This is a genomic window from Rhodoferax sp. XS2R6, assembly GCF_056521365.1.
This window is the reverse complement of sequence record NZ_JBWMAY010000001.1, coordinates 188,461-210,141: the sequence shown is the minus strand read 5'-3', so window position 1 is coordinate 210,141 and position 21,681 is coordinate 188,461. Positions and strand designations below refer to the sequence as shown.

Sequence of the window (21,681 nt, the reverse complement as noted above, 5' to 3'; positions counted from 1 at the left end):
TCTACAGTTCCACCTTTGCCCCTTTTAAGCACGCCGCCATGCCTTCCCCCCAGCCCACCCCCGCAGTGACCGACGACGCCGAGCAGGTGCGCACCGGTACTTTTGTGCGCTACCCGGATTCGCCCTACGAGCTCTACCAGCCCTACCCCCCGGCAGGTGACCAACCTGAGGCGATTGACCAGCTGGTGGAGGGGGTGACAGACGGTGAAGTGTTCCAGACACTGCTGGGCGTAACCGGCTCGGGCAAGACCTTCACCATGGCCAACGTGATTGCCCGGCTGGGGCGCCCGGCCATTGTGTTTGCGCCCAACAAGACACTGGCCGCGCAGCTGTACAGCGAGTTTCGCGAGTTCTTCCCCAAGAACGCCGTGGAGTACTTCGTCAGCTACTACGACTACTACCAGCCCGAGGCCTATGTGCCGCAGCGTGATCTGTTCATCGAGAAGGACAGCGCCATCAACGAGCACATTGAGCAGATGCGCCTGAGCTGCACCAAGAGCCTGCTGGAACGACGCGATGTGGTGATCGTGGCCACGGTGTCGGCCATTTACGGTATCGGCAAGCCCGAGAGTTACCACCAGATGGTGATGACGCTGCGCACCGGTGACAAACTGGGTCAGCGCGACATGATTGCCCAGCTGGTGCGCATGCAGTACCAGCGCAACGACATGGATTTCAGCCGCGGGGCCTTCCGTGTGCGGGGCGACACCATCGACATCTTCCCTGCCGAGCATTCCGAGATGGCGATCCGCGTGGAGCTGTTTGACGACGAGATCGAGAGCCTGCAGCTGTTCGATCCTCTGACCGGCCGCATCCGCCAGAAGATCCCGCGCTTCACCGTGTACCCCAGCAGCCACTATGTGACCCCGCGCGAGCAGGTGCTAATGGCGGTGGAGACCATCAAGACGGAGCTGTCAGACCGGCTCAAGGAGTTTGTCAGCATGGGCAAGCTGGTGGAAGCCCAGCGGCTGGAGCAGCGCACGCGCTTCGACCTGGAAATGCTGAGCGAAGTAGGGCACTGCAAGGGTATCGAAAATTACTCGCGCCACCTGAGCGGTACGGAGCCGGGTGAGCCACCTTCTACGCTGACCGATTACCTGCCCAAGGACGCGGTGATGTTTTTGGACGAAAGCCATGTGCTGATCGGGCAGTTTGGCGGCATGTACAACGGCGACCGGGCGCGCAAGACCACGCTGGTGGAATACGGGTTCCGCCTGCCCAGCGCGCTGGACAACCGACCACTCAAGTTTGAAGAGTTCGAGACCAAGATGCGCCAGGCCATCTTTGTTTCCGCCACACCGGCCCAGTGGGAAAAAGACCATGCGGGCAAGGTGGTGGAGCAGTTGGTGCGACCCACGGGCCTGGTGGACCCCGAGGTGGAGGTGCGCCCGGCCACCAGCCAGGTGGATGACGTGCTGCAGGAAATCCGCATCCGCGTGGAGAAAAATGAGCGTGTGTTGATCACCACGCTGACCAAGCGCATGGCCGAGCAACTGACCGACTACCTGACCGACAACGGCGTGAAGGTGCGCTACCTGCACAGTGATGTGGACACGGTGGAACGCGTGGAAATCCTGCGCGACCTGCGCTTGGGCACCTTCGACGTGCTGGTCGGTATCAACCTGCTGCGCGAGGGCTTGGACATTCCCGAGGTGTCGCTCGTGGCGATTCTGGACGCCGACAAGGAGGGCTTTTTGCGTTCCGAGCGCTCGCTGATCCAGACCATCGGCCGGGCCGCCCGAAATCTGGAAGGCCGGGCCATCTTGTATGCGGACAAGATCACGGATTCGATGGAGCGCGCGATTGGCGAGACCGAGCGCCGCCGCAAAAAACAGATTGCCCACAACCTGGAACGGGGCATCACCCCGCGTGCCATTGTGAAAAAGGTGCGCGATCTGATCGACGGTGTTTACAGCGAGAAGGCTGGCAAGGAAGCCGATCGCCTGGAGCGCGACGCCCAACAACGTGCGCAGGTGGAGGACATGAGCGAGAAGGATATTTCCCGCGAAATCAAACGCTTGGAGAAGCTGATGATGGAGCACGCGCGCAACCTGGAGTTCGAAAAAGCGGCGCGGGTGCGCGACCAATTGCACATCCTCAAGGAGCAGGCCTTTGGTGCGCCCGGGGCCGACAACGTTGTGATTTTGTAAAGTTGATTAAATCTATCGGGTTAATAGACTGGCCAGTCTGCTTACCCGAGCAAGTTGAAGGGTCGCGTGGTATACTTGAGTCCGTTAGTCAACAACCCCACGACTGAAGGAGCAAGCGATGCGTCTCACCACCAAAGGCCGTTTTGCGGTCACCGCGATGATCGATTTGGGCTTGCGCCAAAGCTCGGGTCCCGTGACATTGGCGGCCATCAGCCAGCGCCAGCAAATCTCCCTGTCTTATCTGGAGCAGTTGTTCGGCAAGTTGCGCCGCCATGAGCTGGTGGAGTCCACCCGTGGGCCTGGGGGCGGGTATACCCTTGCTCGCAAAGCCAGCGACATCACCGTCGCTGAAATTATTGTGTCCGTGGACGAGCCCATTGACGCCACCCAGTGTGGTGGCAAGGAAAACTGCCTGGGTGAGGGCACCCGCTGCATGACCCATGATTTGTGGGCCTCCCTGAATACCCGCATGGTGGAGTTTTTGGATTCCGTCACGCTGCAAAAGTTGGTGGATGACCAGTTGGCCAAAGGCCTGCAAGTCGAAGACAAACCCACCATCAAACGCGCCATCTCGGCCATGCCCGTGGTCAAACCCATCCGTGTGAATGCACCGAATTCGGTGTTTGCTCTTGGCAACACGTTTGCCAAGTCCTAAGACTGCAACGCGTTCTCCAATTCCTGATTTCCCCGTTTTTATTTTTTAGCCAGTACCGAGCCAGCCATGGATACCACTCCCCACTTCCCCATTTACATGGACTACAGCGCCACCAACCCTTGCGATGAGCGGGTGGTGGATGCCATGGTGCCCTGGTTGCGCAACCACTTTGGCAATCCGGCATCGCGCAGCCATGCCTGGGGTTGGGAAGCCGAAGCCGCGGTCGAAAAGGCCCGCGAGCAAGTGGCTGCGCTGATTGGCGCTGACCCGCGCGAAATCGTCTGGACATCGGGCGCGACCGAGTCCAACAACTTGGCCCTCAAGGGCGCTGCGCATTTTTACCAGTCCAAGGGCAAACACCTGATCACGGTGAAGACCGAGCACAAAGCCGTGCTGGATACCTGCCGTGAATTGGAGCGCCAAGGCTTTGAGGTGACCTACCTCGACGTGCAGGACGACGGTTTGGTGGATCTGGACGCCTTCAAGGCCGCGATTCGCCCCGACACCATCCTGGCCAGCGTGATGTTCGTGAACAACGAGATTGGTGTGATCCAGGAGATCGCCGCCATTGGCACCATCTGCCGTGAAAAAGGCGTGATCTTCCATGTGGACGCTGCCCAGGCTACGGGCCGTGTAGACATCGACATGGCCACGCTGCCGGTCGACCTGATGAGCCTGACCTCGCACAAGACCTATGGCCCCAAGGGCATTGGCGCGTTGTTTGTGCGCCGCAAGCCCCGTATCCGCCTGGAAGCACAAATGCACGGTGGTGGCCACGAGCGTGGCATGCGCAGCGGCACCTTGCCCACGCACCAAATCGTCGGTATGGGCGAGGCCTACCGCATTGCCAAAGAAGAAATGCATGCCGAGAACATCCGCATCCAGGCCCTGCACGACCGCATGCTGGCAGGCTTGAAGGATGTGGAGCAGGTGTTCATCAACGGCCACGAATCCAAGCGTGTGCCTCACAACCTGAACATGAGCTTCAACTATGTGGAAGGTGAATCGCTGATCATGGGTATCAAGGGCTTGGCCGTGTCGTCGGGTTCTGCTTGTACTTCGGCATCGCTCGAACCCAGCTATGTGCTGCGCGCCCTGGGCCGCAGCGATGAGCTGGCGCACAGCAGCCTGCGCATGACCATTGGCCGCTGGACCACCGAGGCCGACATCGACTACGCCGTGGATACCATCAAGAAAAACGTGGCCAAGCTGCGTGACCTGAGCCCGCTGTGGGACATGTACAAAGAAGGCATCGACATCAGCACCATCCAGTGGGCTGCGCACTAAAAGTTATTGAAGAGTGAAGAGGTAATCCAAATGGCATATTCAGATAAAGTCGTTGATCACTACGAAAATCCCCGCAACGTGGGCAGCTTTGAAAAAGGCGATGACAGTGTAGGCACCGGCATGGTGGGCGCGCCTGCGTGCGGCGACGTGATGAAACTGCAGATCAAGGTCAACCCACTCACGGGTGTGATTGAAGACGCACGCTTCAAAACCTATGGCTGCGGTTCGGCCATTGCCTCCAGCTCGTTGGTGACTGAATGGGTCAAGGGCAAGACGCTCGACGAAGCAGCAGCACTGAAGAATAGCCAGATCGCCGAAGAACTGGCCTTGCCGCCCGTGAAGATTCACTGCTCCATCCTGGCCGAAGACGCCATCAAGGCAGCCGTGGATGACTACAAGAAAAAACACCTTAACTAATAAGTTTGCGGGACAGACCTTTAGCTCTGTCCCCAACTGATCACAACATGACAGTTTCTCTGACCGAGGCCGCCGCACGGCACGTGACCCGTTACCTGACCAAGCGCGGCAAGGGTGTGGGCGTGCGTCTGGGCGTCAAGACCACCGGCTGCTCCGGCCTGGCGTACCAGTTGGAGTACGTGGACGAGTTGTCGCCCGAAGACATCGTGTTTGAAGGTTTTGGTGTGAAGGTGTTGGTGGATCCCAAAAGCCTGGCCTACATCGACGGTACGCAGCTGGACTTTGTACGTGAAGGGTTGAACGAAGGTTTTCGCTTCAACAACCCCAACGAGCGCGACAAGTGCGGTTGCGGCGAATCCTTCCGCGTGTGAACCTGCAGGCCGATGATTTCGAGCTGTTTGGTCTGACCCGGCAGTTCGCGCAAGACCGCTCCGCACTCGACGCCCGCTGGAAGGCGCTGCAACGCGAAGCCCACCCTGACAAATTTGCCGCCCAAGGCGCAGCCGCGCAACGCGTGGCCATGCAATGGTCGGTGCGCATCAACGAGGCCTACCAGCGTCTGAAGGACCCGCTCAAGCGCGCGGCCTACCTGTGTGAACTGGGAGGTGCTCCCGTGAATGCCCACAGCAACACGGCCATGCCTGCTGCATTTCTGATGCAGCAGATGGAATGGCGCGAGGCGCTGGACGATGCGGAAGCGGTGCCCGCACTGGAGGCGTTGCAGGCCGAGGTCGATGCCTCGCGCGCGCAATTGCTGCAACAATGTGCCAGCCTGCTGGACCAACAGCACGATGCGGTTGCGGCCGTGGGGCCTGTGCGGGCCCTGATGTTCATCGAAAAATTCACCCAAGACCTGAACCAGCGCTTCGACCAGTTTGAATAATTACCGCCATGGCGCTTCTACAAATTTCTGAACCTGGGCAATCGCCCAACCCACACGAGCGCCGCATTGCTGTAGGCATTGACCTGGGCACCACCCATTCGCTGGTAGCCGCGGTGCGCAACGGAACTGCTGAGTGCCTGCCCGATGCGGACGGCAAAGTGATCTTGCCTAGCGTGGTGCGTTATGTGGATGCCCAGCGCCGCCAGATTGGCTATGCCGCACTGGAGCATCAGGCCAGCGATCCTGGCAACACGATTGCCTCGGTCAAACGTCTGATGGGCCGTGGTATCCAGGACATAGCCCACCCGGAGAAGCTGCCCTACGCGCTGCTGGAAACACCGGGCATGGTCAAGGTGCGCACCATTGCAGGGGACAAAAGCCCGGTCGAAGTGAGTGCCGAGATTTTGGCGACACTGCGCTTTCGTGCCGAAGACACCTTCAACGACGACATCTACGGTGCCGTGGTCACCGTGCCCGCGTACTTTGACGATGCGCAGCGTCAGGCCACCAAGGATGCGGCGCAGCTGGCCGGCCTCAATGTGTTGCGCCTGATCAATGAACCCACGGCCGCGGCCATTGCCTATGGCCTGGATAACGCGTCCGAAGGTGTTTATGCCGTGTACGACTTGGGCGGTGGCACTTTCGATATTTCCATTCTGCGTTTGTCGGCTGGTGTGTTCGAGGTGCTGGCCACGGGGGGCGACTCGGCATTGGGCGGTGATGACTATGACCGAGCCCTGGCGGATTGGCTCCTGCAGGAGGCCGGTCTGAGTGCAAACACGCCGGAAGACCAGGCCTTGCTGATGGCCGAGGCCCGCAGTGCCAAGGAAGCGTTGTCGTCAGAGGACATCGTGACAGCCGAAGTGGACCTGTCGTCCGGCAGTCTGGACCTGTCGCTGAACCGCGACCAGTTTGAACAACTGACGGCACCGCTGACGGCCCGAACCCTGCAGGCTGTGCGCAAAGCTTTGCGCGATGCGACCCTGCAAAAAGAAGATATCAAGGGCGTGGTTATGGTGGGTGGCTCCACCCGCATGCCGCAGGTGCGCCGCCTGGTGGCGGAGTTTTTTGGCCAGGAGCCCCTGACCAACCTGAACCCGGATGAAGTCGTGGCCCTGGGCGCCTCCATCCAGGCCAACCAGTTGGCGGGCAACAACCCCACGGGCGATTTGTTGCTGCTGGACGTGATCCCTTTGTCCTTGGGCATTGAGACCATGGGCGGCTTGGTGGAGCGCATCGTGCCGCGCAACCAGACCATTCCCACCGCCATGGCGCAGGATTTCACCACCTACAAGGATGGTCAGACCGCCCTGGCCTTGCACGTGGTGCAGGGTGAGCGCGACTTGGTCGCTGATTGCCGCAGCCTGGCGCGTTTTGAGCTGCGCGGCATTCCGCCCATGGCGGCCGGCGCAGCGCGCATTCGCGTGACCTTTACCGTGGATGCCGATGGGCTGCTCAACGTGTCTGCCAAGGAGCAGGTGAGTGGTGTCGAGGCGCGTATTGATGTGAAGCCATCCTATGGTTTGAGCGACGACCAGATTGCGCAGATGCTCAAAGAGAGTTTCACCACGGCGGAGGCCGACATGCGTGCCCGTGCGCTGGTGGAGGCCCGGGTCGATGCGGACCGCTTGCTGCTGGCCACCCACAGTGCGCTGGCTGTCGATGGGGACTTGCTCAGTACGCAAGAGCGCGCCGACGTGGATACGGCGATGCAAGCGCTGGACGTGGCCCGCAGCAGCGAAGATGCGGCGTTTGTGGAAGCCCAATCCAAAGCCCTGGCCCTGGCCACCGAAGCCTTTGCCGCCCTGCGCATGAACCGCGGTATCGCGCAGGCGCTGGCTGGCAAAAACATTGAAACCCTCTGACCCCGCGCGGGAAGAAGCACCATGCCCATTATCAAAATCCTGCCCCACGCCGAGTACTGCCCCCAGGGGGCCGAAGTCTCTGCACCCGCGGGTACCTCTATTTGCGAAGCCTTGCTGGAAAACGGCATCAAGATTGAACACGCGTGTGACATGAGCTGCGCCTGCACCACCTGCCACGTGGTGGTGCGCGAAGGTTTTGCCTCGCTTAATGAACTGGAAGAAACCGAAGAGGACTTGCTGGACCGTGCCTGGGGATTGCAACCACAATCGCGGCTCAGCTGCCAGGCGTTTTTGGCCCAAAAAGACCTGGTGGTAGAAATCCCCAAGTACTCGCTGAACCACGCCAAAGAGAATCATTAGCCCCACGCTCCACCGCTGCGCGGGTCGCTGCCCCCGAGGGGCGCGTTTTTCCTTGGGGCGGCCCGGCGGAAAAACACCCACTGAGTATTATTGAAACTATGCGCCAAATTTTTCTGGACACAGAAACGACGGGTTTTTACGCCAACCACCCGGACAACCCGGACCGCATGGTGGAAATCGGCTGTGTGGAGCTGGTGAACCGCAAGCTCACGGGCAACAACCTGCACTTTTACCTGAACCCCGGGCGCGATAGCGACGAGGGGGCACTGCGCGTTCACGGGTTGACCACCCAGTTTCTGAGCGACAAGCCCAAGTTTGCAGACATCGCGCAACAGCTGGTCGATTACGTGGCCGATGCGGAAATCATCATCCACAACGCACCGTTCGACCTGGCGTTCCTGAACATGGAGCTGGCGCGCACCGGCCACCAGCCTTTCAAAGAGTACGTGGCGGGTGTGCTGGACACCCTGGTGATGGCCAAGGAAATGTTCCCTGGCAAGCGCAACAGCCTGGATGCCTTGTGCAGCCGCCTGGAAGTGGACAACTCGGGGCGTACGCTGCACGGCGCCTTGCTGGATGCCGAGCTGCTGGCCGATGTCTACATCAACATGACGCGGGGGCAGGATGCCCTGCTGATGGAAACGGCGGTGGTGGACACCGCAGGCCCTGTGGTGGAACGTGTGGATCTGCACGGCATTGCCTTGCCCACATTGCAGGCTAATGCGCAGGAGCTGGCCGCCCACGACGAGGTGCTGACCCAACTCGACAAATCCAGTGGTGGAAAAACGCTATGGCGCCAAATGGCCTGAAATCTTGGTATATAATCTGAGGCTTACCTGATCAGTATTCAGGGCGATTAGCTCAGGGGTAGAGCACTGCATTCACACTGCAGGGGTCGCAAGTTCGAAACTTGCATCGCCCACCAAACACAAAAGGCCAGCGCATTGCGCTGGCCTTTTTCGTTGTGGGGCCGAATATTCAGTTGGGCGCGTTTTGCGTCAGGTAGTTGAGCACCAGCTTGTCATTTTGGCGGGTGCCCTGGAACGCCAGGCCGGCAAAAAAATGGTCTTGCCCCATGGGCCGGCTGTGGTGGCATATCTTGCCGCTCAGATGCAGCTGGACCGGGTTGCCATCCACAGTCACATCCATCGACAGTTCCACCAGCTCCCCAATCGCCCCCAGTGGGTCGGTCGTGCTGACCATCGCACCGTCTGTGCTGATGTCGACCAGGTCCACCAAGCGCGCGCTGACCTCAGGCGGTGCGGTCGCTGGCCGGGCCGTGGTGGGCCAGGACACTTTGGTGCGCATGGACTGGCGCACGCGTCTGGCGTCTACCTGGGCCGGGTAGGCCAAGAGTGCGTAGGCAAAGGGTTTTTCGAAGGTTTGCAGCACCTTGCTGAGGAAAGAAAACTCGTACTGCCCGGTGAATCCGCGCACCACACACACTTCGCCTTCTTCCATGCCTGTTTGCGTGGCATCCGCACTTTGCGGCCCCACCATGACCCCTTTGCCTTCGATAGCGCCAAAAAATTGCGCTTCTTTTTTGCTGGTGCCTTCGACCAGGCGCCGGGTTTGCAGGGCCATGCCGGAGCGCAGCCCCAAGGCCTTGAGCGGCATACGAAGAATGGCGTCGTTGTCGGTGCTCATGGGTGTTGTTCCCGGTCAGGGGGCGGGCAAGGCCTGGGCCCAGCGGATGATGGTCTCCGCCATGGGGGTAGTGGCTTTGGGGGCCTTGATGTCGCCGACCAGTACGTGTTGCCCCTTGGATTCGCTGTAGTCCACCGCCTGCATCTGTTTGGTGGCAGAGCCTATGCGGGCAAACGCGGTCTTGGTCTGTTCAGGCTCCACGGTCTGGTCTTTCTCGCTGTACAGCACCAGCAATGGCGTGCGGAAGGCGCTGAGCTCACTCTCGCGTACGCCTTTGACCAGCGCCATCATCGGGAAAAGGGCGCGTGTGGGGTAGGCGTTGGTCCAGGCGCCGTCTTCTGCGGGGCTTTCGGCCGGGCCGCCGCGGTTGTCGCCCTGCAGGGCAAAGGCGATCTGCTGGCCCCAGGGGCCATTGATGATTTCTGCCCGTTTGTCTTTGGGTCCAAAGTTGGGCGACACAAACACATGGCCTGCCACCTGGGCGCTCTGCCCATTGGCGCCCAGCCAAGTGGCCAGTGTGGCCCCGGTGGAACAGCTGATGACCAGAACTTTGTCCCCCAGCGTTTGGCCAATGCGCAGGGCCTCCTGGGCGTCGGCCAGCCAGTCTTGCACCGTGGCCTCACCCATGGCGGGGCCCGGGCGGCCGTGGCCGGTGAGGCGGGTGTAGAAGGTGTTGGCCCCCAGTGCTTTGGCTACCAGGTCGGTCATGGGGGCAGTCTCCAGCCGGCTGGCGGAGAAGCCGTGGATGTAGACCACGGCCCAGGGGGTGCGCTGGCCGGCAGCACCGGCCCAGACAATGTGTTTTTCGTTGTTGGGCTTGATGTCGGGAAAGGCTGCTTCGCTCTTGCGTACCCAGTCGTCCAGCTGGGCAATTTCTTGGGGGGCTTGCGCCCGTGCGCTGGGGGTGTTGGGGCCAAAGGCATTGCGCGGTCCGGCCAGGAACACGAGAACGGCGACCAGTACCAAGGCGGCCAGTACGGCCACGATGCGGAACCAGGTTTTCTGCAACAGGTGGCTGGTACCAGTGGTGGGTGTTGTTGTCGTCACAAGGGTCTCCCTACATCGAATAAGGCCGCGCCAAGTCGTCGGATTTGACCCTCGGCACAGCGGTATTTCCGGGCTTGGCGCCGCGGTTTCTCGATAAGATGGTACACCGCCCGGTGTCCTCTTTTGCAACCTATGGAAGCAGCGCAATGAACTCTCGCAAGCCCCTTTACGGACGCGTTCTGGCGATCCCCTTGGTGCTGGGGCTCAGCGCATGTGCCGATCTCAATAACCTGATGGTCCAGTTGGGCTCCAGCAGGCCAGCGGCCATTCTGCAAGTACAAGGCCAGCGCCTGGACGGCACGGTGACCCTGAGCCCCGACCGCACCGGTACCTTGAATGTGACGGCCAGCCAGGGCGAGCCCAGCATCTGCATGGGGCAGCTACGTTTTACCTCCACCACCCAGGGGGAGGTGGACCTGCGGTGTAACGACGGCACCGCCGCCGCCCTGCAGTTCAGCATGCTCACCGCTGTGAAAGGTTATGCCTACGGGGCCGGTAACAAGGGGCCGGTGGCCCTGACCTTTGGCATGTGGGATGACGAGGCCCCCGCCTATTTGCCTGCCCAGGCGGGCAGTGCGGACACAGCCCGTTGAGCGTCGGCATGGAGCAGGTGGACTGTGTGGTGGTGGGCGCCGGGGTGGTGGGTCTGGCGGTGGCCCGCGCGCTGGCATTGGCGGGGCGCGAGGTGCTGGTGCTGGAAGCCTGCGATGCCTTTGGCACCCAGACCAGCGCGCGCAACAGCGAAGTCATCCATGCAGGCATTTATTACCCCGCGGGTTCGCTGAAGGCGCAGCTGTGTGTGCGGGGCAAGCAGCTGCTGTATGACTACTGTGCCGAGCGTGGCTTGCCGCACCAGCGCTGCGGCAAATTCATCGTGGCCACCGATGCTGCGCAGGTAGCGCAGCTGCAGGGTATCCAGGCGAAGGCAGCCGCCAATGGCGTGAGCGACCTGGTGCTGCTGGACGCCGCCCAGGCCCGTGCTGCCGAACCACAGCTGCAGTGCCTGGCGGCCTTGCATTCACCGTCCACCGGTATTGTGGACAGCCATGCTCTTATGCTGTCCTTGCTGGGCGACTTGGAGCGTGCAGGCGGTGTTTTGGCACTCAATTCGCCCCTGGCCCATGCCAATATTGCGCAAACAGCTATTGATTTGATAGCGGAAGATGGCACGCAATTGCGCGCGCGTACCGTGGTCAACGCGGCGGGGCTGCATGCTCCGGCGCTGGCCGCACGTTTTGCCGGGCTGGCCCCGCAGCATGTGCCGCAGGCCCACTTTGCCAAGGGCAACTACTTCACGCTGGCCGGGCGCAGCCCGTTCTCGCGCTTGATTTACCCGGTGCCCGAGGCTGCAGGCCTGGGTGTGCACCTGACCATCGATCTGGGCGGGCAGGCTCGTTTTGGGCCGGATGTGCAGTGGGTGGACGACCCGCAGGACCTGGCGGTGGACCCGGCGCGTGGTGATGCGTTTTATGCCGAAGTGCGCAAATACTGGCCCGCTCTGCCCGATGGTGCGCTGCTGCCCGCCTATGCGGGCATGCGCCCCAAGATCCACGGCCCGGGCAGTGTCGCATCAGACTTTGTGATTCAAGGCCCCTTGGTGCACGGAGTGCCGGGGCTGGTCAATTTGTTTGGCATCGAGTCGCCGGGCTTGACCAGTGCGCTGGCCATTGCAGAATATGTACAGGCCATGCTGGCGCCATAGGGGCGGGGTGATACTTTTCTTTTGGAGGCAATCATGATGTATTCGTTGGAAAAAACCGGATGTAAATGGACCTTGGCGGCTGCAACCTTGGCGGCTCTGGCAGGCTGCGCCAGCCCGCCCGAGGCGCAGGGGCCCCTGCGCAAGGAAACCCTGCATGTACTCACGCAAAAAATGGAGCTGTTGACGGTGAATGCGGGCCAGCCAGGCAAGGTGCTGCAGCGCACCGCGGTTACTGGCTTGCCCGCGGGGGAGACCCTGGTGGGCATGGACTACCGCATTGCCAAAGGGGTGTTGTTTACCCTGAGCCGTGCCGGGCGCCTGTACACGCTGGACGTGCCTACGGGCGCGCTCAAACCTGTGGGCAGTGCGGCGGCCGTGGCCCTGCAGGGAGAGGTGTTTGGCATGGACTTCAACCCGGTGGCTGACCGGGTGCGTGTGGCCAGCAACAGCGGCCAGAACCTGCGCCTGCACCCGGAAACGGGCGCATTGGCCGCCACCGACCCTGCGCCTGCCTACGCCGCAGGTGACAAGCGCGCCGGCATCAAGCCCGAGCTGGTGGCGGCGGGTTACACCTACAACAAGACCGACGAAAAACTCACCACCAACTACGCCATCGACCGCAATGGTGGCTACCTGGTGACGCAGGGTTCGCTGGAGGGCGTGCAGCCCGTGGTGTCCTTTAACACCGGTTTGCTTTTTAGCGTGGGCGCGTTGGGCATTGCCGACATCACGGATGCGAACCTGGACATCGCCGATGTCACAGGGGCGGCCTTTGTCACCGTCACCACCCAAACGCAAACCGCTTCGCGCCTCTACACGCTGGACCTGAAAACCGGCAAGGCCACGCTGCTGGGTACAGTGGGCGACGGCACCAAGGTGATTGGTATCGCCGTCGAGCCCTGATTGCTATGAAATAAGGAGCTGCTCGCGCAGTAGCTGCGAGCGCTAGAGCCCTATTTCTTCATATTTTTGATCGCCAGGGCCGCGTCCCTTACCAGCGCAGGGCCTTGGTAGATCAGCCCGGTGTAGATCTGCACCACATCGGCTCCGGCCTTGATTTTGCTGACCGCATCGGCCGCAGACATGATGCCGCCCACGCCGATGATGGGGAAGTCACGGCCCAGCGCTGCGCGCAGCTGGGCAATCACCGCATTGCTTTTCTCCAGCACGGGCGCGCCTGACAGGCCACCGGTTTCCTCTGCATTCGGTAAGCCTTTCACCGCATCGCGTGACAGCGTGGTGTTGGTGCCGATCACGCCCCAGGCGTTGTTGACCCGGCCGCTGCTGTCGGTGCCGTAGCGCTTGAGCGTGGCGGCGATGACGGCGACCTGGTCCGCCTCCAAGTCGGGGGCGATTTTCAGGAAGATGGGCACGCGGCGTGGTGACATGCCGCCTTTGCCGTCTGGCTGGCCGTGCTTCTGCGCCAGCTGCTCGCGGCGCTCGGCGATCGCGCCCAGGAGTGCATCCAGTGCCTCGTCGCTCTGCAGGCTGCGCAGGTTCTTGGTGTTGGGGCTGGAGATGTTGACCGTGATGTAGTCCGCGTGCGGGTAGACGCCGTCCAGGCAGATCAGGTAGTCGTCCGTGGCCTTCTCGATGGGTGTGGCGGCGTTCTTGCCGATGTTCAGGCCCAGCAGCAGCGATGGGTTCTTGCTTTGGCGCAGGGCCGAGCGTTGCACATTGGCAACGAAGGCGTCCAGTCCGCCGTTGTTGAAGCCCAGGCGGTTGATGAGCGCGTTGGCTGCGGGCAGGCGGAACATGCGCGGCTTGGGGTTGCCAGGCTGGGCCAGGGGCGTGACGGTGCCCACCTCCACAAAACCAAAGCCCATGGCGCCCAGGCCGTCGATGCAGCGGGCATTTTTGTCCAGGCCGGCGGCCATGCCCACGCGATTGGGGAACTTCAGGCCTGCCAGGGTAACGGGGTCGTCCACCCGGCCGTTGCAATAGGCCAGCTTGAGTGGGTTGCCCTGGCTGGCCGCCAGGCCGGCCATGGTGATGTCGTGGGCGACTTCGGGGTCCAGATTGAACAAAACGCGGCGGGCGAGGGCGTAGGGCACCAGAGACATCGGATAATTCCTGCTTTCAGATTTCAACTCCTTCGATTGTCCCTTATGAGCACACCCGCATTGACCCAAGACGAACTCAAAACCCTGGTGGGCCAAGCCGCGCTGCAGTACGTGGTGCCTGGCGAGATTGTGGGTGTGGGCACCGGCTCCACGGTCAACAAGTTCATCGACGCACTGGCCACTATCAAGGACCAGATCAAGGGCGCCGTGTCCAGCTCCGTGGCCAGCACCGAGCGCCTGCAGGCGCTGGGCATCCAAGTGTTCGACAGCAATGAGGTGGACAAGCTCTCGGTCTATATCGACGGTGCCGACGAGATCGACGGCGGCGGCAACATGGTCAAGGGCGGTGGCGCGGCCCTGACGCGCGAAAAGATCGTGGCGGCTCAGAGCGCCAAGTTTGTTTGCATTGCCGATGAATCCAAACTAGTGAAAACGCTGGGCGCCTTCCCGCTGCCCGTGGAAGTCATCCCCATGGCTACGCAGCGTGTGATCGCCCAGTTTGCTGCCAAGGGTGGCGCAGGCAAGGTGCGCCAGAAAGACGGCAAGCCGCTGGTAACTGACAACGGCCAATGGATTGTGGATGTGACCGGTCTGCAGATCACCGATCCGCTGGCTTTTGAAGCCGAAGTGAGCCAGTGGCCCGGCGTGGTGACGGTGGGTGTGTTTGCCTTCCAGCGTGCGCAGGTCTGCCTGCTGGGCACGGCCGGCGGCGTGAAGACGCTGACGTTCTAATCTTTTCTCTCAACACGGAGGGCAGGGCATGGCGGTAAACCATTTGGCCGAGGTGCTCACGCTCTCCAACACCCACATCGCGATCGAGGCCGCTGCCACGGTGGCCTTTGCCTTGTCTGGCCTTATGGAAGCGGCGCGCAAGCGGCTGGACGCCGTGGGCGTGTGCATGGTGGCCGGACTCACTGCCTTTGGTGGCGGCACGCTGCGTGATGTGCTGCTGGACCGGCGCCCCTTCTTCTGGGTGGAACACGCCACCTGGCTATGGGCGCTGCTGGCCTTGTGCGTGGGGGCCATGTTGTTCTTGCGTGCCCAACACTTTGAGCCCACCGAGCGCGCCATGCAGTGGCCCGATGCCTTGGGCTTGGGCTTGTTCACCGCCGGGGGCACCCATATCGCGCTGGAGATGGGCATGCCCGCCATCGTGGCCGTGCTCATGGGCATGGTGACCGCGGTGTTTGGCGGGGTGATGCGTGACGTGGTCTGTAACGAAATCCCGCGTGCATTTCGAGATCACCAGCCCTATGCGGTGTGCTCGTTTGTCGGCGGCTGGGTGATGGTGGGGGCCTACGCTTTGACCTGGCCGCTGTGGTTGGCCACGGTGGCCGCGGCAGGCACTGCCACGGCTTTGCGTGTGCTAGCTTTGTTACGTGGTTGGAGTTTGCCGGAATGGCGCTCAGGAGCCCATTGAGGCAAGTGCCAGGTCTGCCTCGGGTAGGTTTTTCTGGGCTTTAGCTTTGCGCGGCGGGCGCTGTCATCATGCGTTCCACATAACGCGCAATCAGGTCAATTTCCAGGTTCACTTTTTTGCCCATAGCCAGCGTGTGCAGCGCCGTGTTTTCCACCGTGTGAGGAATCAGGTTAATGCTCACCTCGCAGCCACCCGCTACATCGGCAATACGGTTCACGGTTAGGCTCACACCGTTGATGGTGATGGAACCCTTGTAGGCCAGGTACTTGCCCAGCGCCACAGGCGCCAGCACGCGCAATTCCCAGCTTTCGCCCACTTGGGCAAAGTGGCTCACGGTGCCTATGCCATCCACGTGGCCCGATACCAAGTGGCCGCCCAGGCGGTCGTGCGCCCGCAGGGCTTTTTCCAGGTTAATGGGGCCCAGCGCGTCCAGCCCGGCCGTCTTGTCCAGCGATTCGGCGGAGATGTCGATGGTGAACTGTTTTTGGGCCACATCGAAGGTGGTGACCGTCATGCAGGCGCCGTTGAGCGCAATGCTGTCGCCCAAACCCACATCGTCCAGATAACCGGTGGGCGTCTCAATCGTGAGGCGCTTGCCATGGGTTGCAGATTCGCCCAGAGCCTGGACGGCGGAAATGCGGCCTACGCCGGTGATGATGCCTGTAAACATAGTGGCATTTTCGCAGGGAAAGGGCAGGGTACAGGTCCCCACCGTGGCAAAACCCTAGAAGGCGTCACGCCCTTGCACGCGCGCGACGATGCGCAAGTCGGGCCCCACCATCTCGGTGGACTTGAAATCCAGCGTCACGCCCTGTGCCAGCTCGGTCAGCGGGCCGATGTTGAACATGCCCGCGCCTTGGCCCAGCAGCTTGGGCGCCAGGTAGACCACGAACTCGTCCACCAAACTTTCGCGCACCAGCGATCCGTTGAGTTTGAAGCCCGCTTCCACATGCAGCTCATTGATTTCGCGCTGGCCCAGGTCTTTCATCATGGCGGCCAAGTCCACCTTACCCGTAGGCTGGCCTTGGGCGTTGTGGCCGGGCAGGTAAATCACTTTGGCCCCCAACGCTTCCAGAGCCGCTTGTTTGGCATCATTTGGGGTTGCAGCATAGATGAATACTGCGCGACCAGCTATAAAAAAAGGAGCGTCCAGCGGCGTCTGCAAGTCGCTGTCCACCACCACCAGATGGGGCTGGCGCGGTGTTTCCACCAGGCGCACATCCAGCCGCGGCTTGTCCGCCAACACAGTACCTATGCCAGTCAAGATGGCACAGGACCGCGCGCGCCAAGCATGGCCATCGGCACGCGCCTCAGCGGAGGTAATCCACTGGCTGGCACCGTTGTCCAGCGCCGTGGTGCCATCCAAGGAGGCAGCCACCTTCATGCGCACCCATGGCGTCTTGCGGACCATGCGGCTGAAGAAACCGATATTGAGCTCCCGCGAGGCGATGGCCAGCGGATCGGTGGGGTCCAAGACCTCCACTTCAACCCCTGCGGCGCGAAGCCGTGCAAAGCCTTGGCCACTGACCAGAGGGTTGGGGTCCAGGTTGGTGGCGACTACCTTCTTGATGCCTGCTTGGACCAGCGCATCACAGCAGGGGCCGGTGCGGCCATGGTGCGAGCAGGGCTCCAGGGTGACGTAGGCCGTAGCGCCAACCACTGAGTGGCCTTGGGCTGCTGCGTCACGCAAGGCCATGACTTCGGCGTGGGGGCCGCCGGCGCGCTGGGTGTGACCTTGGCCGAGGGGTATGCCATCTGGCTTGGTGATGAGGCAGCCTACACGCGGATTCGGGTTCGAGATATAGAGAGCCGCAGTTGCGCTACGCAGAGCGGTGGAAATCAAATGGACATTACCTCTCGTGAAAGCTTGTCACACGTGAGGGCATTGGAAGGGAGCATCGTTGAATGACGGCTTTGATTTGAGCTAACGCCAGCATTCTGCTATTTGCGCTGCAGTTGCTGCTCCAGCGTACCCCGTTACGCCACGAACACCTGCTTGTGTGATTGAAAGACCCCCGCAGAGGTCTGTCGCCATGGCTCGACCTGCCATGGGGCGCATGATCAGGGTGAACGTCGTAGCAGTGGCTGCGCTTGGGTTGGTTCCCGTATCGGCCATGTCATACACCTGTGCCCCATCCGCGGGCGCGCGGCGGAGTGCAGCGGGCATCACCGCCCAAACTGTATTTGCATTGGCTCGATCAACACTGTAATTGTCGTTGGCGGCATAGAAGCGTTGCATATATTGCGCTGCCTGCATGAGCTGCGCACGCGCAGCAGCGCGATGGCCGCGCTGAATATAGCTTTGATAGGAAGGTAATGCGATGGATACCAAGATGCCAATGATTGCCACCACGATCATTAGTTCTATCAGAGTGAAACCGGCTGTGGCACGTGGCTTTGCAGTGGCCGCCATTGGAAGTGCTGGTGTCATTTCAGTTGAACCTTGGTTTTAATTGTTGGTACGGAGAAAGAGTTGACGCCAAGACCTGTTGAGTGTGGTTCCTTCGCATATGACTGAAGGGTTCGCCGTGCGATATTCGGGAAGAGCACAACACTCCGCTTTGTGGGCAGTAGCATAACTTGTGCTGGTCATGCAGGTGCCACAAATTTCGGGATGCGCGCTCGCGTAGCTTGGATTGTTCTGGCAGGTCGGAGAGCATTCAGACGGATGTGCAGCCGCGTATGTAGCGCTGTTTTGACAGTTTTGGCTTGGCCCATCTCCGGCACGGAAATTCGTACCGCCTGAAGAGCTTTGCGCATTTCGCAGTCCCGTATCCAAATTGGAGCTATCGAGCAGCATCAATATCACGTCTCGACCATCCGACAGAGTGGTGTATCCACATATGTTTTGTGCATCAGCAGTATCAATCTGCCCATCGTTGTTGGTGTCCAGGGTTCCTCCAACCCGGCAAATGCCGGTCAAGGGATCAATGACCAAGTTCAAGCCATTACTTTTGGATGCTTTGCAACTGGATGCACTGGCATCAGGCGTGACCGTATCAATCTTGACGACTTGCAGGATTTGTTCCACCGCGTCAATCACGCGCTGCCCGGGGCGCTCCGCCATATTGAATACGATTTTCCAACCACGCCGCGTTGTCCAGTCGATAGCGGTAACCCCGGCGTTGGCATAACTCGGCACTACATACGAAAAACTGGCTGAGGGTGTCTGTAAAGTCTGTGTCACAGGCTCCAGAGTGGAGTCGCTGATCGTATCTGCTCCGCTGGAGCCGAATGGCTGGCGATCCCACAGGCCGTAGGCAGCTTGGGCGGCACTCGGTACTGCGGTGTCGCCTGACTCGAACAATTTGCCCGTTGCCACTGTCACTAGATAGCTTGGGGTGTAGGCTGGTTGATCCGTCCGCTCCATTACAGCGGGTTGGGCCGTAATGGGCAGGGGGATGGCTCCATTCATGGCAGTAAACAGAGCTACGCCACCATTGCCCAATCCCCAGCTTGCAGGACTGCTGTTACTTAGGTCAAATTTCCACAAACGACCCTTCAGGTCTCCCGCGTAGGCACCAATAATTTGCTTCTTGGCATTGAGTACCAAACGCACACCACCAAGACCATTGCCTGTGGTGGCATCTGTATCCAAGCGCCTTAACAATTTGCCGGTGGCTGTTTCTACGATGAAAAGACTGGCTTTCCCTGAAGCACTGTCATAGCCATTGCCAAAAACAGAGATCCACTCTCCGCCGGTGGTGGTACCGCTTTGAACGGGGGAGAGGACATGCCCCAATTCAGAAAAAGAGGTGGTGGAGTTACCGGGCATGAGGGGAAACGCTGGGTCGGCGTTGATCTCCCACAAAACCGATTTGCTATTCATATTGGTCAGATCACTGACATTCAAGGCGTAAACCGCTTTGGCACCTGCGCCTGTGGTTCCCACAATCAGGTTCTTCCATCCCAGTGATGATCCACTGGAGGTCAAATTGGGCGTGGTGACGTAAGCATCGACCTCCGTGATGGGACCATCCACGGTAAAAGTGTGCGCGTAAGAATAGCCTGATGTACTCAGGGACTCCAGCTTGCCCAGCACCGAACGCGGCATAAAAGCTACAATTTCGCGCCCTGGTGTATTCGCGGCGTAGCCTTCGGCAAACGCGTGGAGCATGCCATCGTTTGCGCCTACAAATAGTGCGCCTTCCGTGCGAGCTGCTTTGGTTGCCATATAGGCTGAGAAATCGCCTTGCCCCGGTGTTCCACTCGGTAGAAGGTTGTATTCTGGGTAAGTGTTGTTTTTGATGAATGCAGGGGTTGAGTTAACGATGTCACCCAAAATAGCCTGGCGCTTGCGCAAGGTGGTTCCTTCGTTAGCGCGATCACCACGCAGGAAGTTAATAACGTCATTAGTGACCGCAGTGGCCATCTGCATATTGGTATTGGTACCTTTGAGGCTGTAGGTGGCGTTGTTGACGTTGGTTGGATTAAAAGCAACTGCTTGGGTTGCTGCGTTTACCCACACTAGTATGTTGCGGCTGGTATATGCCGTTGGGAATGTCGTGACCCCTGTGGGCTGACCATTGCTATCGGTTGCAATGACTTGCCAGACCCTGGCTTGGGTTGCCACGTTCACCATTTCCAGGTTGCCCCACCAGGAGCCGCTGGTGAAATACGGTACAAACTTCTGGGTACCTGTAGTCAGCGTGACCGCAGAGGCGGCTACGCCCGCCTGCGAAAACTCCTGCCCTGCAATACTACCAATGACGTTACCCAAATCCGTGGCAAATTGCACCGCATTGTTGACCTTCAGAAACTCTCCGCCTCCGTTGTGCGCGGCATGCCGCATGTCGTCAATGGTTGTCGGCTGATTCGCCACGGGAACTGCCCAGTTCAAGGCGCCTTGTTTGGCGTTGGCTACAGCAGTCTCCGTCATGTTGCCTGCAGCCCCAAAGCTGACCATATAGGATGTCATGTTTTGCCAGAAGGGGGGGGCGCTAGGTCCTCCAGAGCCATAGTCATTCAACAAATCTGAGCGCAAATCCGTGACCCAATATTTCAGCGCTACATCCGACAAGGTGTGGCTGGTGCCGGTGCCCCCATTGGTTTTGTCAGACTTCCCGGTATTCCTTGCGTCGGAGGTGTTTCCCGGAGTGTATTTGTAGGTTTGTGTAGGTGTGGCGGTGGCGTGGGTGTGAATGGGGCCAGCCTGACCATCTACATCGCCCACATTGGGCCTGGACTCTACTCCGCTAATGCCATCGTTATAGAAGCCATCAGTGATCATCAACGTAAAGGAGCGCCTGCAAGAGAGGTGGCTGGCGGCAGTCTCCCCACTGGGAGGGGAAGATGGGTTTGCACCCCAGGGGCCGGTGTTTGACGTACTGCTGTAATAAATGCCCGCCCGGTTGAGGGCTGCGCGCAAAGGAGTTCCACTTCCTTCCCCTGAGTTGCGCGCGTTCAGCCAAGAGTAAAACGCAGTTTTAGCAAGTCCGAAGTCTTGAATGGTGTTGGGAGATCCGTAGATCGTGCCATAGGCCAATCGGAAGTTGTCGGTCTGGCTTGCAAAGGCACCACCAATTCCAGTTTTGGCAGCTGCCATCCGGTCAAAGTTGTAGGCACGCCAGTTAGCAATGTTTTGTCGCTCTTCGGCCAACGTACAGGTAGCACCAGCGCAATCCGTACGACTGCCGCCGTGGGGGCCAAAAATATTGGTTGTTGTTGTTGTTCCACCGTTTAACTTGAAACCTGTAGTAACTACTTGGTAACTGTCATAATTGGCGGCGTTGGTCAACTGTGCCGATGAGGTGTAGGTCGTGGGATCTTGCCCAGATTTGGGCTGGTACAGGGTGACCACAGAGGTTGCACCTACGGCCGCATTCGCCTGCAAAGTACCTGTGGCGGTGTAACTGCGCGCATACCTGATTTTGGGGTTATAGAACAAATAATTGTTAACCGGGGCTGCGTGGCGAATGTCATTAGTGGCAAGACAGTTGTCCGTCAGCCCAGACAACGTGGCATTTTCGGAGATGAAAACGTCGGTAACGTGTTTGGCGTAAACGCACTCCCAATCCATGGATCCCGAGGTGTCAAACACGAGGGCAATATTGGGCCGCACAGCTGCGGTACTGTTCAGTAAAGGCGCTTGTGCGACGACAGAGAGTGCCAAAGAACTACTCAGTGCCAAAACTAAAGCAACTGCGATGCTGCGTAGAGCGGAGTGTTTCATGATGTTTTCTCCT

The 21,681-nt window shown here is 60.1% G+C and carries 21 protein-coding genes and 1 tRNA gene; 15 read left to right on the top strand and 7 right to left on the bottom strand.

Annotation, left to right across the window (positions count from 1 at the left end):
* Positions 1–38: 38 nt before the first annotated feature.
* The 10 genes from uvrB to AC097A_RS00955 all read left to right on the top strand — a co-directional run bounded on the left by uvrB (position 39) and on the right by AC097A_RS00955 (position 8,542).
* Positions 39–2,150: an excinuclease ABC subunit UvrB gene (gene uvrB, locus AC097A_RS01000; protein ID WP_315848348.1), complete on the top strand. Its 2,112-nt coding sequence runs from the start codon at positions 39–41 to the stop codon at positions 2,148–2,150.
* Positions 2,151–2,268: 118 nt separating this feature from the next.
* Entirely contained in the window at positions 2,269–2,805 is a 537-nt protein-coding gene (iscR, locus tag AC097A_RS00995) for a Fe-S cluster assembly transcriptional regulator IscR (protein WP_105259534.1), read from the top strand.
* A 66-nt stretch (positions 2,806–2,871) separates the two neighbouring features.
* Positions 2,872–4,092, top strand: a complete 1,221-nt coding sequence (locus AC097A_RS00990) for an IscS subfamily cysteine desulfurase (protein WP_479619423.1) — start codon at positions 2,872–2,874, stop codon at positions 4,090–4,092.
* 30 nt (positions 4,093–4,122) lie between these two features.
* Positions 4,123–4,509, top strand: coding sequence for a Fe-S cluster assembly scaffold IscU (gene iscU, locus AC097A_RS00985; protein ID WP_105259532.1), 387 nt, complete (start codon positions 4,123–4,125; stop codon positions 4,507–4,509).
* A 47-nt stretch (positions 4,510–4,556) separates the two neighbouring features.
* Positions 4,557–4,880 (top strand): iron-sulfur cluster assembly protein IscA, encoded by a 324-nt coding sequence (gene iscA / locus AC097A_RS00980; RefSeq protein WP_105259531.1) that lies wholly within the window; start codon positions 4,557–4,559, stop codon positions 4,878–4,880.
* Complete coding sequence (gene hscB, locus AC097A_RS00975; protein ID WP_315478286.1) at positions 4,877–5,392, top strand: Fe-S protein assembly co-chaperone HscB; 516 nt, start codon at positions 4,877–4,879, stop codon at positions 5,390–5,392. Before iscA ends, hscB begins: the two co-directional genes overlap by 4 nt.
* 8 nt (positions 5,393–5,400) lie before the next feature.
* On the top strand, positions 5,401–7,257 hold the full coding sequence (gene hscA / locus AC097A_RS00970; RefSeq protein WP_479619422.1) for a Fe-S protein assembly chaperone HscA: 1,857 nt from the start codon (positions 5,401–5,403) through the stop codon (positions 7,255–7,257).
* Positions 7,258–7,278: 21 nt separating this feature from the next.
* A complete protein-coding gene (fdx, locus tag AC097A_RS00965; protein WP_094478765.1) occupies positions 7,279–7,617 on the top strand; it encodes an ISC system 2Fe-2S type ferredoxin in 339 nt (112 codons plus the stop codon).
* A gap of 98 nt (positions 7,618–7,715) precedes the next feature.
* Entirely contained in the window at positions 7,716–8,426 is a 711-nt protein-coding gene (gene dnaQ / locus AC097A_RS00960) for a DNA polymerase III subunit epsilon (protein WP_315478285.1), read from the top strand.
* A 41-nt stretch (positions 8,427–8,467) separates the two neighbouring features.
* Positions 8,468–8,542 (top strand) — tRNA-Val (locus AC097A_RS00955).
* A 53-nt stretch (positions 8,543–8,595) separates the two neighbouring features.
* Here the strand turns inward: AC097A_RS00955 and AC097A_RS00950 are convergent.
* Both AC097A_RS00950 and AC097A_RS00945 read right to left on the bottom strand, forming a co-directional pair.
* On the bottom strand, positions 8,596–9,264 hold the full coding sequence (locus AC097A_RS00950) for a PilZ domain-containing protein (protein WP_105259527.1): 669 nt from the start codon (positions 9,262–9,264) through the stop codon (positions 8,596–8,598).
* Between the two features lie 15 nt (positions 9,265–9,279).
* Complete coding sequence (locus tag AC097A_RS00945) at positions 9,280–10,311, bottom strand: alpha/beta hydrolase (protein ID WP_479619421.1); 1,032 nt, start codon at positions 10,309–10,311, stop codon at positions 9,280–9,282.
* Positions 10,312–10,457: 146 nt separating this feature from the next.
* Between AC097A_RS00945 and AC097A_RS00940 the strand changes: the two genes are divergently transcribed.
* Genes AC097A_RS00940 through AC097A_RS00930 form a run of 3 tightly spaced genes read left to right on the top strand, consistent with a single transcriptional unit; the run spans position 10,458 to position 12,916 of the window.
* Positions 10,458–10,904 (top strand): hypothetical protein, encoded by a 447-nt coding sequence (locus AC097A_RS00940; protein ID WP_105259525.1) that lies wholly within the window; start codon positions 10,458–10,460, stop codon positions 10,902–10,904.
* An 8-nt stretch (positions 10,905–10,912) separates the two neighbouring features.
* Complete coding sequence (locus tag AC097A_RS00935; protein ID WP_479619420.1) at positions 10,913–12,013, top strand: NAD(P)/FAD-dependent oxidoreductase; 1,101 nt, start codon at positions 10,913–10,915, stop codon at positions 12,011–12,013.
* A gap of 33 nt (positions 12,014–12,046) precedes the next feature.
* Positions 12,047–12,916, top strand: coding sequence for a DUF4394 domain-containing protein (locus AC097A_RS00930; protein WP_479619419.1), 870 nt, complete (start codon positions 12,047–12,049; stop codon positions 12,914–12,916).
* A 50-nt stretch (positions 12,917–12,966) separates the two neighbouring features.
* Here AC097A_RS00930 and AC097A_RS00925 read toward each other — a convergent pair whose 3' ends face one another.
* A complete protein-coding gene (locus AC097A_RS00925) occupies positions 12,967–14,076 on the bottom strand; it encodes a quinone-dependent dihydroorotate dehydrogenase (protein WP_479619418.1) in 1,110 nt (369 codons plus the stop codon).
* A 45-nt stretch (positions 14,077–14,121) separates the two neighbouring features.
* Between AC097A_RS00925 and rpiA the strand changes: the two genes are divergently transcribed.
* Both rpiA and AC097A_RS00915 read left to right on the top strand, forming a co-directional pair.
* On the top strand, positions 14,122–14,808 hold the full coding sequence (gene rpiA, locus AC097A_RS00920; protein WP_479619417.1) for a ribose-5-phosphate isomerase RpiA: 687 nt from the start codon (positions 14,122–14,124) through the stop codon (positions 14,806–14,808).
* Between the two features lie 28 nt (positions 14,809–14,836).
* Complete coding sequence (locus tag AC097A_RS00915; RefSeq protein WP_479619416.1) at positions 14,837–15,496, top strand: trimeric intracellular cation channel family protein; 660 nt, start codon at positions 14,837–14,839, stop codon at positions 15,494–15,496.
* A gap of 40 nt (positions 15,497–15,536) precedes the next feature.
* Here the strand turns inward: AC097A_RS00915 and AC097A_RS00910 are convergent, their stop codons facing one another.
* The 4 genes from AC097A_RS00910 to AC097A_RS00895 form a co-directional block, all read right to left on the bottom strand.
* Complete coding sequence (locus AC097A_RS00910; RefSeq protein WP_479619415.1) at positions 15,537–16,166, bottom strand: riboflavin synthase; 630 nt, start codon at positions 16,164–16,166, stop codon at positions 15,537–15,539.
* A 54-nt stretch (positions 16,167–16,220) separates the two neighbouring features.
* Positions 16,221–17,339, bottom strand: a complete 1,119-nt coding sequence (gene ribD / locus AC097A_RS00905) for a bifunctional diaminohydroxyphosphoribosylaminopyrimidine deaminase/5-amino-6-(5-phosphoribosylamino)uracil reductase RibD (RefSeq protein WP_479619414.1) — start codon at positions 17,337–17,339, stop codon at positions 16,221–16,223.
* 81 nt (positions 17,340–17,420) lie between these two features.
* A complete protein-coding gene (locus AC097A_RS00900) occupies positions 17,421–17,927 on the bottom strand; it encodes a type IV pilin protein (protein ID WP_479619413.1) in 507 nt (168 codons plus the stop codon).
* An 18-nt stretch (positions 17,928–17,945) separates the two neighbouring features.
* A complete protein-coding gene (locus AC097A_RS00895; RefSeq protein ID WP_479619412.1) occupies positions 17,946–21,668 on the bottom strand; it encodes a pilus assembly protein in 3,723 nt (1,240 codons plus the stop codon).
* Between the last annotated feature and the right edge of the window lie 13 nt (positions 21,669–21,681).

Coding starts and splice junctions, on each gene's coding strand:
- AC097A_RS00990 (WP_479619423.1), top strand. CDS start 2,872: ATGGATACCACTCCCCACTTCCCCATTTACATGGACTACAGCGCCACC.
- AC097A_RS00935 (WP_479619420.1), top strand. CDS start 10,913: ATGGAGCAGGTGGACTGTGTGGTGGTGGGCGCCGGGGTGGTGGGTCTG.
- iscU (WP_105259532.1), top strand. CDS start 4,123: ATGGCATATTCAGATAAAGTCGTTGATCACTACGAAAATCCCCGCAAC.
- AC097A_RS00910 (WP_479619415.1), bottom strand. CDS start 16,166: ATGTTTACAGGCATCATCACCGGCGTAGGCCGCATTTCCGCCGTCCAG.
- AC097A_RS00925 (WP_479619418.1), bottom strand. CDS start 14,076: ATGTCTCTGGTGCCCTACGCCCTCGCCCGCCGCGTTTTGTTCAATCTG.
- AC097A_RS00915 (WP_479619416.1), top strand. CDS start 14,837: ATGGCGGTAAACCATTTGGCCGAGGTGCTCACGCTCTCCAACACCCAC.
- iscA (WP_105259531.1), top strand. CDS start 4,557: ATGACAGTTTCTCTGACCGAGGCCGCCGCACGGCACGTGACCCGTTAC.
- AC097A_RS00900 (WP_479619413.1), bottom strand. CDS start 17,927: ATGACACCAGCACTTCCAATGGCGGCCACTGCAAAGCCACGTGCCACA.
- AC097A_RS00895 (WP_479619412.1), bottom strand. CDS start 21,668: ATGAAACACTCCGCTCTACGCAGCATCGCAGTTGCTTTAGTTTTGGCA.
- uvrB (WP_315848348.1), top strand. CDS start 39: ATGCCTTCCCCCCAGCCCACCCCCGCAGTGACCGACGACGCCGAGCAG.
- AC097A_RS00950 (WP_105259527.1), bottom strand. CDS start 9,264: ATGAGCACCGACAACGACGCCATTCTTCGTATGCCGCTCAAGGCCTTG.
- rpiA (WP_479619417.1), top strand. CDS start 14,122: ATGAGCACACCCGCATTGACCCAAGACGAACTCAAAACCCTGGTGGGC.
- iscR (WP_105259534.1), top strand. CDS start 2,269: ATGCGTCTCACCACCAAAGGCCGTTTTGCGGTCACCGCGATGATCGAT.
- AC097A_RS00940 (WP_105259525.1), top strand. CDS start 10,458: ATGAACTCTCGCAAGCCCCTTTACGGACGCGTTCTGGCGATCCCCTTG.
- fdx (WP_094478765.1), top strand. CDS start 7,279: ATGCCCATTATCAAAATCCTGCCCCACGCCGAGTACTGCCCCCAGGGG.
- AC097A_RS00930 (WP_479619419.1), top strand. CDS start 12,047: ATGATGTATTCGTTGGAAAAAACCGGATGTAAATGGACCTTGGCGGCT.
- hscA (WP_479619422.1), top strand. CDS start 5,401: ATGGCGCTTCTACAAATTTCTGAACCTGGGCAATCGCCCAACCCACAC.
- dnaQ (WP_315478285.1), top strand. CDS start 7,716: ATGCGCCAAATTTTTCTGGACACAGAAACGACGGGTTTTTACGCCAAC.